The sequence below is a fragment of the Streptococcus azizii genome (assembly GCF_001984715.1).
GTDB classification, from domain to species: Bacteria; Bacillota; Bacilli; order Lactobacillales; family Streptococcaceae; genus Streptococcus; species Streptococcus azizii.
Genome location: NZ_MSPR01000008.1, coordinates 94,702 through 108,610, shown reverse-complemented (window position 1 = coordinate 108,610; position 13,909 = coordinate 94,702). Strand labels below are relative to the sequence as shown.

The window sequence follows — 13,909 nt, the reverse complement described above, 5'->3', positions numbered from 1 at the left end:
TACATTTTCATGCCTTTCTAGTTGTTTTGTGGTTATTATAATTATAAAGCATGAAATGGAAAACGAGCAACTCCTAATTGGAATTGCTCGTTTTTTTATTGTGAGAAGCTAGTTTTTGCCCAGCCTCGTTTTGTCATGCCCTTTTATAGCTAAATCAGTGACAAGAATAAGGTAGTAGCCTCAAAATAGCTACTGTTATACTTTATTTTTTTGCTTAAAGCCTTGATAGACTTGACAAATAGTAGAAAAAGACTATAAAAATCAAAAAACTAAAAAATAACGGAAGTTAGACAATTTTGTCTAGCTTCCGTTAATCTCCTAAATACCGTTTAGCAATGGCTAAGTCTCCTGCATAGGGGACCTTAGTGTCGTTGATGATCTGGTATTGATCCGCCCCTTTTCCAGCGATGATGACGGCATCTTGTGGGGTCTTGGTCATGGAAAGGGCCGTTTGGATGGCTCTCTCGCGGTCTACGATAACCTGACTCGGACCTTCCATATAGGACTGGATTTCCTTTGCAATCATGGCTGGGTCCTCCTTGTTTGGATCGTCTGCCGTCAGAATAACCTGGAGGTCGGGGTAGTGGTTGAGGAGCTGCCCGAAATCCTTGCGACGGCTCTCTCCCTTATTGCCTGTTGCACCGAGGACGAGAATGCTTTGACCTGTTTGATGAGCGAGGACAACATCGACTAATTTTTTCACACTATCGCCATTATGGGCGTAATCGATAAAGACTTTTGCCCCGTTTGTCTGGGTGAGAACTTCCATGCGTCCAGGGACGCTTGTTGCGGCAATTCCTGCTTGAATATCTGCTAAACTCGCTCCTAAACGCAGGCAGGCTAGCCCTGCGGCCAGAGCATTTTCTTGGTTGAACTGACCGATCAGTTGAATATCATAGTGACCTGCGAGACGGCCCCCTACTTCAAAATGAAAGGCTTGAGAAGTTAGGATACAGTTGTCTGATTGGGGACCATAGAGGTCATGAGGGATGTCAGTGACCTGGTCTTTGACAAGTTGAAAATGGCTCATCCCGCTATTTAGGACAACAGCCCTACTATTGTCCATTAAGAGTCGCTTGTGGTAAAAGTAATCTTCAAAGCTAGGATGTTCAATCGGACCGATGTGATCCGGACTGATGTTGAGAAAGACACCGACATCAAAGGTGAGACCGTAGACTCTCTTGACCAGATAGGCCTGGCTGGAGACTTCCATAATCAGGTGGCTACAGCCATTTGAGACCGCTTCTGCCATCATGGCAAAGAGGTCTATGCTTTCAGGAGTGGTCAGAGCAGATTTGAAAAAGGTTTGCCCGTCCAAGGTTGTATGCATGGTAGACAGCATGGCTGGTTGATGGCTTTGTTGGAGAATGGAGTAGGCGAAGTAGGCAGCAGTCGTCTTGCCTTTTGTACCTGTAAAAGCTAGGAGCTTCAACTGGTCTTGTGGGTGACCGTAAAACTCCATAGCAATCAAACTCATGGCCTGCTTGACATCAGTGACGATAATAGCTGGAATGCCCACTTCATAATCTTTTTCAGCGATATAAAAGCGGACACCAGCTGCAATGGCCGTTTCTAAAAAGGCAGGCTTAAACTGGGCTCCTTTGACGAAAAAGAGGGTCTTGGAGTCAACCTTTCGGCTGTCATAGCTAATCTGCTCAAAGACCTCTTCGACCGGACAGTGATAGCTGTACGTTCCCGCATTGATTATCTCACGAAAATTATGGTCATGCTTTAAAATAGTTAATACAGTGTTTAGTCTAATCATACCTCTATTGTAAACTGATTGCTAGAGATTGACAAGTAAAAGGAGAGGATAGGTTATAGCAAACAACTATAGTGTTTTTTGAAAAAAGACTATAGCCTTTTTGGCTATTTTCATGGAAATTCTGTTAATAAATGCTAAAATAGCTATAGAACTCATGAAGGAGGACTGTATGGCAGATTATAAAATAGATACCCTGTTGGCACAGGCTGGGATTCACTCGGATGAGAGAACAGGAGCTTTGGTATCGCCGATTCATTTATCAACGACCTACCAGCATCCAGAATTTGGTCAATCGACAGGCTTTGATTATACCCGGACCAAAAATCCAACGCGCGTGAATGTGGAGAAAACCTTAGCAGCGATTGAAAAGGCTGACTATGCCTTGGTGACAAGTTCTGGTATGGCAGCGCTAGTCTTGCTCTTTGGTACTTTTCCAGTCGGTAGTCAGATTGTGGCTGTGCGCGATTTGTATGGAGGGAGTTTTCGGTGGTTCAATGAGCAGGAAGCAAGGGGACGCTTTCAGTTTACTTATGCTGACTCAGAAGAAACCCTGTTGAATCAGATCACGGCTGCAACGGACTATGTTTTTATTGAAACTCCCACCAATCCTTTAATGGTCGAGTTTGATATTGCAAGAGTGGCAGAAGTAGCGCATGCCCATGGTGCCAAGCTCATTGTAGATAATACCTTTTATAGTCCCATCTATCAAAATCCGCTTCCCTTGGGCGCTGATGTAGTCTTGCATTCTGCCACTAAGTACCTTTCGGGGCATAATGATGTTCTAGCTGGTGCCTTGATGACCAATGACAAGGACTTGTATGACAGGCTCTTTTATGATCACAATACGACAGGATCTACCCTATCCCCCTTTGATGCTTACTTGCTGATGCGGGGATTGAAAACCCTTGCGCTGCGGATGGAACGTTCCAGCAAAAATGCTCGAAAAATAGTGGCGTTTTTACGTCAGTCAAGGGCAGTGCGAGAGGTGTATTATACTGGGAAAGGCGGGATGGTGTCTGTCAAGTTAGTGGATGAAGCGAGTATTCCAAGGATTTTAAACCAACTGCGTGTCTTTACTTTTGCAGAAAGCCTCGGTGGTGTGGAGAGCTTGATTACCTACCCTGCGACCCAGACGCATGCCGATATTCCAGCAGCTATTCGTCATTCCTATGGTCTAACTGATGATTTGTTGCGCCTATCTATTGGGATTGAGGATGGGGATGATTTGATTGCAGATTTGAGACAGGCATTGGAGGGCGCGCATGGAAGTATTTGATTTTACTACACGGCCCAATCGTCTTGGGCAACATTCGGAAAAATGGAAGAAGAGTGAAGCTAATCCTGACTTGCTCCAAATGTGGGTGGCAGATATGGATTTCCTCCCCTTTAAAGAGCTGCGTGATACGGTGAGACGGTATGCAGACGAGTATGTGTTCGGCTATACGTATGCGAGCGATAGTCTCTACCAAAGCATTATTGACTGGGAAAAAACGGAGCATGACTATGCCATCAAACGAGAGGATATTGTGTTGATTGAAGGAGTTGTGCCGGCTATTTCGATTGCCGTTCAGGCTCTGACAAATGAGGGGGATGCCATTCTCATCAATACCCCAGTCTATCCTCCTTTTGCACGTACCGTTAAGCTCAATCAACGGACCTTGGTCACCAATTCTTTGATGAAGAAAAATGGTCGCTTTGAGTTGGACCTTGATCAGTTGGAAAAAGATTTTGTCAAGGAAGATGTAAAATTGTATATTCTCTGCAGCCCGCATAACCCTGGTGGTCGTGTGTGGAGCAAGGAGGAATTGACAGCGATTGGTCGTCTATGCCAGAAGCATGGGGTCTTATTGGTATCAGATGAAATCCATCAAGATTTAGTCCTCTTTGGCCACCAGCATCATAGCTTTAATACAGTGCAGTCGGATTTTAAAGACTTCACGATCATTTTATCCTCAGCTACGAAAACTTTTAATATTGCAGGGACTAAAAATAGTTTTGCGATAATTGAAAATAAGGATCTGCGCAAGCGGTTTGTAAGGCAACAACTCGCTCATAACCATCATGAAATTTCAACAGTTGGTCTCTTGGCAACCGAAGCAGCGCTTTCTTATGGTAAGCCTTGGTTGGAAGAGTTGCGCTCGGTTTTAGAGAAGAACATAGAGTATGTGATGGATAATTTAGGAACGCATACCAAGATTGAAGTGATGAAGCCCGAAGGGACCTATCTCGTGTGGCTTGATTTTTCAGCCTACAATTTAAGTCATGAGGAAATCCATGAGAAATTGCGTGAGGAAGCGCGGGTGGTTTTAAATGATGGTTTGACTTTTGGGAAAGAAGGAGATAGCCATGCTCGCTTAAATGTTGCCACACCGTTTGAGACAGTTAAGGAAGTCTGTGAGCGGATTGTAAGGGTCTTTGGGGAGGGATCATTTTAGGATAAGAGGAGATGAATAGGCATGAAAAAGAAAGGATGGTACGTAATGAAAAACAACAGTAGGAAAGGAAACGGGGAGAAAGGGAGAAGTCTCTTCCATCTTATCTCAAGGAAAGAGGCTGACGAGTCCCACAGGGGCTTGTCGTCCACCGAGGCGACGAGGTGTCGGTTTGATTTTCAAAGGGGATTGGCTACAGTTTTGGGGATAGGGATTTTGCTCCTTGCCTTCTTTAACACCCTGCTTCATTGGCAGCTGTTTGGCCTATCTAGCCAGACCTTTGCTGCTCTTGCAACCTTGGCTGGGAGTTTGGTACTGTGGCTCTTTGTGGCAACGGACTGGCCGAGTTTGTTGACCTTAGTCAGTCTCGGCTTAATTCCAGAGATGACCTATGGTCAAGTTTCTCAGTGGTCTTTTGGAAATACAACTTTTGTCTTTTTGTTGTTCACTTTTGTCATGACCTATGCCTTGAATCAAACGTCATTTTTAAAACGAGTGACCTCAAAAGTGATTCATAGTCGCTTTGCCATGAGCCGACCGTCGCACTTTATCACGGCCTTCTTGGGAGTCGTTCTGCTCTTGAGTAGCGTGATTTCACCGACTGTCATTTTCATGTTTTTACTGCCATTGTTTGAGGAGATTTGCCTGCAATTCGATTGGAAAAAAGGTGATCCATCTGCCTCACATCTCTTGGTTGCCATGTTTATCACCATTGCTATTGGGACTGCGATAACACCGATCAACCATGTCTTTGCCATTACCGCTATGGGACTATATACTGCCCTGTCCAAGGTGGCAATCAGTAATTGGCAGTATATGCAGTTTGCTATACCAGCAGGGCTGGCCCTCTTTTTGGTCTTGTTGGCTTCTATCCGCTTCTTGTTTACAATCGACACGAAGGATGTTCAAATCAGAGAGTTGGATAGTTTGACAGGTTTAGCACCTGTAGATAAGCGAGAAAGATGGATTGTTGGCCTCTTTTTAGGAATGGTAGCCATGTGGCTGATTCCTGAGATTTTTGCCACTGTTTTTCCGTCCTTTGCTACTTTCTTTAAACAGGCTGGAATCATGTTTCCACCACTATTGATGACCGGCATTCTTGCCTTGTTGAAGGTAGACAATAAGCCCCTGGTTAACATTTCAGAGGCCATTTCTAAGGGGGTACATTGGCCCAGTATGCTATTAGTTGGTTCAACTTTGGCTTTGGGAACGGTCCTATCGAATGAAAAAATAGGAGTGGTAGCTCTTTTGAATGAACAGCTCTCACCATTTGTAGTCGGACTTAGCCCAGTATGGATGGTTCTCTTCTTCGTCGTTTGGGCGGGAGTTCAGACCAACTTCACCTCTAATTTGGTGACCGTTTCTGTCGTGACCACCATGGCTCTGACCATTTACCAATCGGCTGGTTCCCGATTTTCAGCCAATATCGCAGTCATTTGTTGTGGAATCGGCTATATGGCTTCGCTTGCCTTTGTGACGGCACCAGCCATGCCTTACGTTGCGATTTCAATTGGTTCTGAGTGGACCAACAGTCGCACGACATTTCTGTTTGGTTGTTGGATGTTGCTTTGGAGCATCCTGTCAGCCATTGCTATTTTCTACCCGCTCGGGGTACTTGTCTTACGATAGGAGGAATATCGAATGTTATCAAAACAAAGAGAAAAAATTGACCAGATTGACCGCGAAATAGTCCGCTTATTTGAAGAGCGGATGCAGACTGCCTTGGAAGTGGTTGCTATAAAAAAAGCAGAGGGCCTACCTGTTCTTGATAGTGGTCGCGAAGCGCAGGTGCTTGAAAAGGTTTCTAGTTACCTTAACGATCTGGCCCTGCGTGAGCCATTGATAGAATTGTATACCGAAATAATGCGCCTATCACGTGCCTACCAGCAAAAACAATTAGACTAATTGAAAGGCTGCCTTTTGATTAGGTGAGTTGAAAAATCCTAAAAGCCTGCTATTTTGGCAAGCATTTTTCCCTCTTTTTTGGTAAAATGGAAAAAACAAATAGAAGAGGTTAGATCATGGAGAAATTCCAAGTTATTACACACCCACTCATTCAGCATAAGTTGTCCATCTTGCGCAGAACGGATACCCCTACCAAGGCTTTTCGTGAATTGGTCGATGAGATTGCCATGCTGATGGGGTATGAGGTCTTACGGGACCTACCATTAGAGGATGTAGAAATCGAAACCCCTATTACCAAAACGGTTCAAAAACAAATTGCTGGGAAAAAGTTGGCAATCGTTCCTATTTTGCGCGCCGGAATCGGTATGGTAGATGGTCTATTGAGTCTTGTACCAGCAGCCAAGGTCGGTCATATCGGTATGTACCGTGATGAGGAGACCTTGCAACCAGTGGAATACTTGGTAAAATTACCAGAAGATATTGATCAACGCCAAATTTTTGTGGTAGACCCGATGCTTGCGACGGGTGGTTCTGCTATCTTGGCCATTGATTCCCTCAAAAAGCGTGGGGCAACCAGCATCAAGTTTGTTTGCCTTGTTGCGGCACCAGAGGGTGTGAAAGCTCTCCAAGATGCACATCCAGATGTGGATATTTTCACTGCTGCTCTAGATGAACAATTAAATGAAAAAGGCTACATCGTTCCAGGATTGGGAGATGCAGGAGATCGTTTATTCGGTACAAAATAAAAAAAAAAGATATAAGGGAGGAGGAAGAGGATTCGTACTGTCGAAATCTCCCTCCTCTTCTTTTTATAGAGTGTCGTATACTTCAATAAATAACCAAAGGAGCTTTGCTTGCCCCTGTATTGAGTGTCAGTGGGCAGTCTTGCTGCTACAGGCACAGTAGTAGATGGTTTCTTTCTATCTTTTTAGACGGTAAGTTTTTTATTTGACCTTTTTTGACTATTCAAGTATAATAATCTCAAAATTGAAAAGGAGAATACTATGATTCCTGTAGTTATTGAACAAACCAGCCGTGGAGAACGCTCGTATGATATTTATTCACGTCTCTTAAAAGACCGGATTATTATGTTGACAGGTCCAGTTGAGGACAATATGGCTAATTCTGTCATTGCCCAACTCCTCTTTCTTGATGCACAGGATCCAACCAAGGACATCTATCTCTATGTCAATACTCCGGGAGGTTCTGTCTCAGCAGGTCTTGCCATTGTGGATACCATGAATTTTATCAAGGCAGATGTGCAAACCATCGTTATGGGAATGGCAGCGAGCATGGGAACGATTATCGCTTCAAGCGGTGCCAAAGGCAAACGCTTCATGTTGCCCCATGCAGAGTACATGATTCACCAGCCAATGGGCGGTACTGGTGGAGGTACGCAACAAACCGATATGGCCATCGCAGCAGAGCATTTGCTCAAAACTAGAAATACCCTGGAAAAAATTCTTGCTGATAATTCAGGAAAAAGTGTCAAACAGATTCATAAAGACGCGGAGCGGGATTACTGGATGAGTGCTAAAGAAACCCTAGATTACGGTTTTATTGATCAAATCATGGAAAACAATCAACTGAAATAGGGAATCGGCTAGTTAGCAAGTAATAGAAGGTTCGTTTTTCGTCTAAACTGTCTGTCTCGACTCGTTGGCTAGGACGGTTGTGTACGCTAGTCTATTCAACTATTAGGCTGGACAGTTTTAGTGATAGGATAAGGAGGTTAAGGGTGTAGTGGCTCTTGACCTTTTTTGTCTAGCCAGGTGGCAGAAGGGAGAGAGGACCTTTTCTGCATCAAATGCTCTATTTTTTGATATAATGAAAGAGAGAAGAGACGAAAGAGGAAGAGTATGACATTTGAAAAACGAGAACGAATCAGCCTGACCATCTACCTGCATTACAATCGAGATGCGAGAAAATTAAACCAATACGGAGACATTATCTACCATTCCCGCCGTCTACGCTATTTGTTGTTATATGTGAATCAGGAAAATGTAGATAGTCTCATGGCAAGTCTAAAAAAAGAAAAGTTTGTCAAAAAGGTCGTCCCCTCTCATTTGAAGGAATTAGGGACGAATTTTGTGGGGAGTTTATGGCATCAGGAAGAAGAGAAAGATAGTTTGTAATTATTTTTCTTTTTTGTTGACAATTTTCTGATAATTCAGTATATTAGATACATCGCAAATATTAAGAAAGTTTTAAGGAGTTTTTATGAAAACAAGTACATTCAAACTAGCATTGGTCAGCCTTGCTTCGATGGGTATTCTTGCAGCTTGTGGAAATGTATCAAGTACAAATTCATCAGCTACTGGTACAGAACTAGGCGACACAATCAAAATTGGTTATAACTTGGAATTGTCAGGTAGTGTTTCATCTTACGGTCAGACAGAGAAAAATGGAGCCGACCTTGCGGTGAAAGAAATCAATGCAGCAGGTGGTATTGACGGTAAGAAGTTGGAAGTTATTGCAAAAGATAATAAGTCAGAAACAGCTGAAGCAGCGACTATTGCAACAAGTCTTGCAAGCGAAGGTGCAAATGTCATCATTGGACCTGCAACGTCAGGCGCATCAGGTGCCTCCATTGCCAATGCAACATCAGCAGGGGTACCGATGATTACTCCGTCAGGGACTCAAACCGACCTCGTCGTGAATAGTGAAGGAAAGGTTCAAGATTTCTTCTTCCGTACAACCTTTACAGACGGGTATCAGGGTGAGATCATGGCAGAATATGCAACGAAGAGCTTGAATGCCAAGAAGGTTGTCCTTTACTATGACAACTCTTCTGACTATGGGAAAGGTGTTGCAGAATCCTTCCAAAAAGCCTATAAGGGAGAAATTGTTTCTACCATTACATTTGCCTCAGGAGATAAAGACTTCCAAGCAGCGCTGACAAAATTAAAAGGACTTGACTTCGATGCCATCATCATGCCAGGTTACTACAATGAAACAGGTACGATTGTTAAACAGGCGCGAGGTCTTGGTATTGACAAGCCTATCCTTGGGTCAGATGGCTTTGACTCACCGTTGTTTGCAGAACTGGCAACAGCTTCGGCAGCTAATAAAGTCTACTACCTTTCTGCCTTTGTTCCATCAGCGAGCGATCGTGCAAAAGCCTTCCATGATGCCTATACAAAAGAATACGGTGAAGAGCCATCCATGTTCTCGGCCCTTGCGTACGATTCAGTTTACATGGCAGCAGAAGCATCAAAAGGAGCTAAAAACTCTATTGAAGTGAAGGACAAATTGGCTGCTTTGAAAGACTTTGATGGTGTGACAGGGAACATGTCTATCGATAAGGACCACAATGTTGTAAAATCTCTCTATGTGGTGAGTCTGAAAGATGGTAAGGCAGATTCTGTTGATACGGTGTCTCTTACAGAAGCGACTAAGTAATCATTTTTAGTGAGTAAACCTATACAGATAAATGTAAGGAGTCTAGGACTTTTGTCCCGGACTCCGTTGCCGTGTATAGGCATTCAATCAATAGCCTCTTTTCTATAGTCGTTTAGTTTATACCTAAAGGTAGCCACAGCTGTAATTGACTAAATCTGAAACAGCTGCGTCTCTTTTATTACTTCGATGAGTGAAAAGCTCCAGTGGAGGTTTTCAGCCTACCACCTTTCATTAAAAAAGTGGTAGTTGGAAACTCCGTTTCCCTATTTCCAACCTTCAACAGTCTAGCCCTAGACTGTTGAAGCAACCTGCAGCTATTGACACGAGTTACCTCGTTTCATCACCAACCTCCACTAGTCTCCCAGACTAGTGGAGCAAGTACTAAAAGCAAACTAAAAGACTATATCTTAGGATTGGGAAGAGGCTGGAATCAATTTTTTAGAAAGTTTGGTGAACGCATGCTTCAACAGCTCGTCAATGGCTTGATTCTAGGTTCTGTATATGCCTTGCTGGCGTTAGGATATACAATGGTCTACGGAATTATCAAGCTGATTAACTTTGCCCACGGCGATCTCTACATGATGGGAGCCTTTTTGGGATACTACCTTTTAAATCGACTAACCTTTATTTCAGATGGGGGCATTCGTCTCTTTGTGACCCTGATGCTGACGATGATTGGAACGGCTCTTTTGGGGGTAGTCATTGAGTTTCTAGCTTATCGCCCTCTACGAAATTCGACCCGCATTGCAGCCTTGATTACAGCAATCGGTGTCTCCTTCTTCCTCGAGTACACCATGGTCTACTTCTTTACGGCAGATGTCAAACCCTTCCCGCAGGTCTTAGAAGTCACAAAATTTACTCTTGGGCCTGTCACAGTTGACAGCATTCAACTGATTATCTTGGGAGTTTCCCTCTTTCTGATGGTTGGTCTACAGCTGATCGTTAAGAAAACCAAAATGGGAAAAGCCATGCGTGCTGTCTCTGTTGATAGTGATGCTGCGCAGCTCATGGGAATCAATGTCAATCGTACCATCAGCTTCACCTTTGCCCTAGGATCAGCTCTGGCAGGTGCAGCAGGTGTCTTATTGGGTCTGTATTACAATCAAATCGAGCCGCTCATGGGGATGACGCCAGGCTTGAAGGCCTTCGTTGCGGCAGTCTTAGGTGGAATCGGGATTATCCCTGGTGCTGCGCTCGGTGGCTTTGTCATCGGAGTCATTGAAACCTTTACTTATGTGATTGGTCTTGACACCTTCCGTGATGCGATTGTATATATTGTCTTGATTATCATTTTATTGGTCAGACCAAGTGGTATTCTTGGTAAAAATGTGAAAGAGAAGGTGTAGTCATGGCAAGAAATATAAGAGTAAATGCAATTTGGCTCCTCGTCCTACTAGCAGGCTTTGGCTTGATTCAAGGTCTTGTTGCAGCAGGGGTCTTGAACTTCTACTATATTCAGATTGTTCAACAAATTGGGATTAACATTATCATGGCTGTCGGTTTGAACTTGATTGTCGGCTTTTCCGGTCAATTCTCGCTCGGTCATGCAGGATTTATGGCGATTGGTGCCTATTCTGTCGGCGTGCTTGGGAAAATGATGCCAAGCTATGGCGGGTTTGCCATTTCACTTCTTGTCGGTATGTTACTGGCAGGTGGGGTGGCCCTCTTGGTAGGGATTCCAACCCTCCGTTTGAAAGGAGATTATCTGGCCATTGCAACGCTTGGTGTCGCAGAAATTATCCGCATCTTTATCATCAACGGTGGTAGCTTAACCAATGGTGCAGCAGGTATCATGGGCATTCCCCTCTTTACCAACTGGCAGCTGGTCTATGTTTTTGTTGTACTGACGACCATCTTCACTGTGAATTTTCTACGCAGCCCTATGGGGCGGATGGTGATTTCTGTCCGTGAAGATGAAATTGCCGCGGAATCTGTCGGGGTTAATCCGGCAAAAATGAAGGTGATTGCCTTTGTCTTTGGTGCGATGACAGCAGCTATTGCAGGTGGACTTCATGCAGGATATGTAGGAACCATCGTGCCAAAAGATTTTGCATTTATGACCTCTGTCAATATTTTAATCATCATTGTATTGGGTGGACTTGGCTCCATTACAGGTACTTTCGTAGCAGCGGTTGTCCTTGGGGTCTTAAACGTCTACCTCAAGAGTTACGCAAGTGTCAGCATGATTATCTACTCACTTGCCCTCATCTTGCTCATGATTTTCCGTCCGGGTGGTCTGTTAGGAACGAAGGAACTATCTTTTGCTCGATTCTTCAAAAAGAAGGAGGACGCGAACTAATGGCACTTCTTGATGTAAAAAAATTAACCAAACACTTCGGTGGTCTGACTGCCGTTGGTGATGTGACCATGGAGTTACACGAAGGAGAACTGGTAGGTCTAATCGGACCGAATGGTGCAGGTAAGACAACCCTCTTTAATCTTTTGACGGGCGTCTATGAGCCAAGTGAAGGGACGATTACCCTAGCAGGAGTCCCTTTGAATGGCAAGGAACCTTCTAAAATTGCCTCTCTAGGCTTGGGACGGACCTTCCAAAATATTCGATTATTTAAAGACATGACTGTCTTGGAAAATGTGCTAATCGGTTTGAGTAACCATGAGAAGAGTCCTATTGTTGCAAGTTTTTTCCGTCTACCATCCTTTTACAAGAATGAGATAGCTTTACGAGAAAAGGCCGTGGAACTCTTGAAAATCTTTGATTTGGACAAGGATGCAGATACCTTGGCTAAAAATCTTCCATATGGGCAACAACGCCGTTTGGAAATCGTCCGTGCCTTGGCAACTGAGCCAAAGATTCTTTTCCTTGATGAACCCGCAGCGGGAATGAACCCGCAAGAAACAGCGGAATTGACACACTTGATTCGTAAAATCAATAATGAATTTGGTATTACGATTATGTTAATCGAGCATGATATGAGTTTGGTGATGGAAGTAACAGAGCGTATCTACGTCTTGGAATATGGACGTCTTATCGCACATGGGACACCAGAGGAAATCAAGACCAACCAACGCGTCATTGAAGCATATCTTGGAGGTGAGGCCTGATGTCAATGTTAAAAGTAGAAAACCTATCCGTTCATTACGGTGTCATCGAAGCAGTTAAAAATGTAACCTTTCAAGTGAATGAAGGAGAAGTAGTCACCCTGATTGGGGCTAATGGTGCTGGAAAAACCTCCATCTTGCGGACTATTTCAGGACTGGTACGCTCGTCTGCTGGGACTATTGAGTTCTTGGGAAATGAGATTCAACGTGTGCCTGCTCGTAAAATCGTGGCAGATGGCCTTTGTCAAGTACCGGAAGGTCGCCATGTCTTTGCTGGCTTGACCGTCATGGAAAATTTGGAAATGGGAGCCTTCTTACGCAATAATCGTGAGGAGAACCAGGCGAATCTGAAAAAGATTTTTGCCCGATTCCCGCGTTTAGAAGAACGCAAACATCAAGATGCTGCAACCCTTTCAGGAGGGGAGCAGCAGATGCTTGCCATGGGACGGGCGCTCATGAGCCAGCCCAAATTATTGCTCCTTGATGAGCCGTCTATGGGACTGGCACCCATCTTTATCCAAGAAATCTTTGATATTATTCAAGATATTCAAAAACAAGGGACAACAGTTCTTTTGATTGAACAAAATGCCAATAAGGCTCTTTCTATTGCAGATCGAGGCTATGTCCTTGAAACCGGGAAAATCGTCCTCTCAGGAACTGGAAAAGAACTCCTCGCCTCAGAAGAAGTCAAAAAAGCCTATCTGGGTGGTTAAAACGTGGGTTACCCCACGTTTTAAGTTGGAGATGAGAAGCGCCGGTAGGCGTTTTAGACTGAAGAAAACGTCTATTTTCTTCAAAACGCTTATTTTATTATGCTACTTTACTTAGGCATCACGGACGGCAGCAACTCCCTACGGGATTTCATGCCTAGATTTTGAGCCTGAGTCTCAAAATCTCCGAACACCAGAAACATACTGTTTCTGGTGCTTTTTGCTACGGCGTAAAGTAGCGGTTATGGGCTCGCTTCGCTCGCCTTTTCACAAAGAGATAAGAGCACGGATACTATCCTCCGATGTTGACATTGACAAATTTTCTCAGAGATACTTTGTCTACAACCTGAAACGCCGGTAGGCGTTTTTCTTTATATCAAGGTCCAGTGGAGTGGAGTGAAACAGTCTGGGGATAGACTGTTTCAGCCTGAGCCTAGAAATGCGAGAGCGAAGTAGTCTAGGGATAGACTGTTTCAGCCTGAGCCTAGAAATGTGAAAGCGAAGTAGTCGAGGTTGGAAATAGAACCTAGTGGGAGCTAGGTTCTTCGAGCAATTTCGAGCAATGCTCTACTCCAGCAAAGACAATACTGAAAATAGCTGGGAGATGTGGTATAATGGAGGGGATAAATAGAAGG

General features: G+C 44.1%; 13 protein-coding genes. 12 read left to right on the top strand and 1 reads right to left on the bottom strand.

Features of this window, described 5'->3' with window-relative positions:
- Positions 1–310: 310 nt before the first annotated feature.
- The gene (locus tag BVE84_RS05335) at positions 311–1,765 is read right to left on the bottom strand and encodes a UDP-N-acetylmuramoyl-L-alanyl-D-glutamate--L-lysine ligase (protein WP_076996030.1); all 1,455 of its coding nucleotides are present in this window, start codon (positions 1,763–1,765) and stop codon (positions 311–313) included.
- A 169-nt stretch (positions 1,766–1,934) separates the two neighbouring features.
- Here BVE84_RS05335 and BVE84_RS05330 point away from each other — a divergent pair, with 169 nt between their 5' ends.
- From BVE84_RS05330 to BVE84_RS05275, 12 genes are all read left to right on the top strand, one after another.
- Positions 1,935–3,041, top strand: coding sequence for a cystathionine gamma-synthase (locus BVE84_RS05330; RefSeq protein WP_135017454.1), 1,107 nt, complete (start codon positions 1,935–1,937; stop codon positions 3,039–3,041).
- A complete protein-coding gene (locus tag BVE84_RS05325) occupies positions 3,028–4,200 on the top strand; it encodes a MalY/PatB family protein (RefSeq protein ID WP_076996028.1) in 1,173 nt (390 codons plus the stop codon). Before BVE84_RS05330 ends, BVE84_RS05325 begins: the two co-directional genes overlap by 14 nt.
- A gap of 21 nt (positions 4,201–4,221) precedes the next feature.
- Positions 4,222–5,826, top strand: a complete 1,605-nt coding sequence (locus tag BVE84_RS05320) for an SLC13 family permease (protein WP_228062189.1) — start codon at positions 4,222–4,224, stop codon at positions 5,824–5,826.
- Between the two features lie 12 nt (positions 5,827–5,838).
- Positions 5,839–6,102, top strand: a complete 264-nt coding sequence (locus tag BVE84_RS05315; protein ID WP_076996027.1) for a chorismate mutase — start codon at positions 5,839–5,841, stop codon at positions 6,100–6,102.
- 116 nt (positions 6,103–6,218) lie between these two features.
- Complete coding sequence (upp, locus tag BVE84_RS05310) at positions 6,219–6,848, top strand: uracil phosphoribosyltransferase (protein WP_076996026.1); 630 nt, start codon at positions 6,219–6,221, stop codon at positions 6,846–6,848.
- 240 nt (positions 6,849–7,088) lie between these two features.
- On the top strand, positions 7,089–7,697 hold the full coding sequence (locus tag BVE84_RS05305; protein WP_076996025.1) for an ATP-dependent Clp protease proteolytic subunit: 609 nt from the start codon (positions 7,089–7,091) through the stop codon (positions 7,695–7,697).
- Positions 7,698–7,961: 264 nt separating this feature from the next.
- Complete coding sequence (locus BVE84_RS05300) at positions 7,962–8,237, top strand: DUF2129 domain-containing protein (RefSeq protein ID WP_076996024.1); 276 nt, start codon at positions 7,962–7,964, stop codon at positions 8,235–8,237.
- Between the two features lie 85 nt (positions 8,238–8,322).
- A complete protein-coding gene (locus tag BVE84_RS05295; RefSeq protein WP_076996023.1) occupies positions 8,323–9,504 on the top strand; it encodes an ABC transporter substrate-binding protein in 1,182 nt (393 codons plus the stop codon).
- Between the two features lie 458 nt (positions 9,505–9,962).
- Complete coding sequence (locus BVE84_RS05290; RefSeq protein ID WP_076996022.1) at positions 9,963–10,850, top strand: branched-chain amino acid ABC transporter permease; 888 nt, start codon at positions 9,963–9,965, stop codon at positions 10,848–10,850.
- A 2-nt stretch (positions 10,851–10,852) separates the two neighbouring features.
- Complete coding sequence (locus tag BVE84_RS05285; protein WP_076996021.1) at positions 10,853–11,803, top strand: branched-chain amino acid ABC transporter permease; 951 nt, start codon at positions 10,853–10,855, stop codon at positions 11,801–11,803.
- The gene (locus tag BVE84_RS05280; protein WP_076996020.1) at positions 11,803–12,567 is read left to right on the top strand and encodes an ABC transporter ATP-binding protein; all 765 of its coding nucleotides are present in this window, start codon (positions 11,803–11,805) and stop codon (positions 12,565–12,567) included. Before BVE84_RS05285 ends, BVE84_RS05280 begins: the two co-directional genes overlap by 1 nt.
- The gene (locus BVE84_RS05275) at positions 12,567–13,277 is read left to right on the top strand and encodes an ABC transporter ATP-binding protein (RefSeq protein ID WP_076996019.1); all 711 of its coding nucleotides are present in this window, start codon (positions 12,567–12,569) and stop codon (positions 13,275–13,277) included. The genes BVE84_RS05280 and BVE84_RS05275 overlap by 1 nt, the downstream gene beginning before the upstream one ends.
- Positions 13,278–13,909 lie beyond the last annotated feature (632 nt).

What these genes read in the sequence shown, in the direction of transcription:
- BVE84_RS05330 (WP_135017454.1), top strand. Translation starts at nt 1,935, where the DNA reads ATGGCAGATTATAAAATAGATACCCTGTTGGCACAGGCTGGGATTCAC.
- BVE84_RS05315 (WP_076996027.1), top strand. Translation starts at nt 5,839, where the DNA reads ATGTTATCAAAACAAAGAGAAAAAATTGACCAGATTGACCGCGAAATA.
- BVE84_RS05275 (WP_076996019.1), top strand. Translation starts at nt 12,567, where the DNA reads ATGTCAATGTTAAAAGTAGAAAACCTATCCGTTCATTACGGTGTCATC.
- BVE84_RS05335 (WP_076996030.1), bottom strand. Translation starts at nt 1,765, where the DNA reads ATGATTAGACTAAACACTGTATTAACTATTTTAAAGCATGACCATAAT.
- BVE84_RS05320 (WP_228062189.1), top strand. Translation starts at nt 4,222, where the DNA reads ATGAAAAAGAAAGGATGGTACGTAATGAAAAACAACAGTAGGAAAGGA.
- BVE84_RS05280 (WP_076996020.1), top strand. Translation starts at nt 11,803, where the DNA reads ATGGCACTTCTTGATGTAAAAAAATTAACCAAACACTTCGGTGGTCTG.
- BVE84_RS05325 (WP_076996028.1), top strand. Translation starts at nt 3,028, where the DNA reads ATGGAAGTATTTGATTTTACTACACGGCCCAATCGTCTTGGGCAACAT.
- BVE84_RS05300 (WP_076996024.1), top strand. Translation starts at nt 7,962, where the DNA reads ATGACATTTGAAAAACGAGAACGAATCAGCCTGACCATCTACCTGCAT.
- BVE84_RS05290 (WP_076996022.1), top strand. Translation starts at nt 9,963, where the DNA reads ATGCTTCAACAGCTCGTCAATGGCTTGATTCTAGGTTCTGTATATGCC.
- BVE84_RS05285 (WP_076996021.1), top strand. Translation starts at nt 10,853, where the DNA reads ATGGCAAGAAATATAAGAGTAAATGCAATTTGGCTCCTCGTCCTACTA.
- upp (WP_076996026.1), top strand. Translation starts at nt 6,219, where the DNA reads ATGGAGAAATTCCAAGTTATTACACACCCACTCATTCAGCATAAGTTG.
- BVE84_RS05295 (WP_076996023.1), top strand. Translation starts at nt 8,323, where the DNA reads ATGAAAACAAGTACATTCAAACTAGCATTGGTCAGCCTTGCTTCGATG.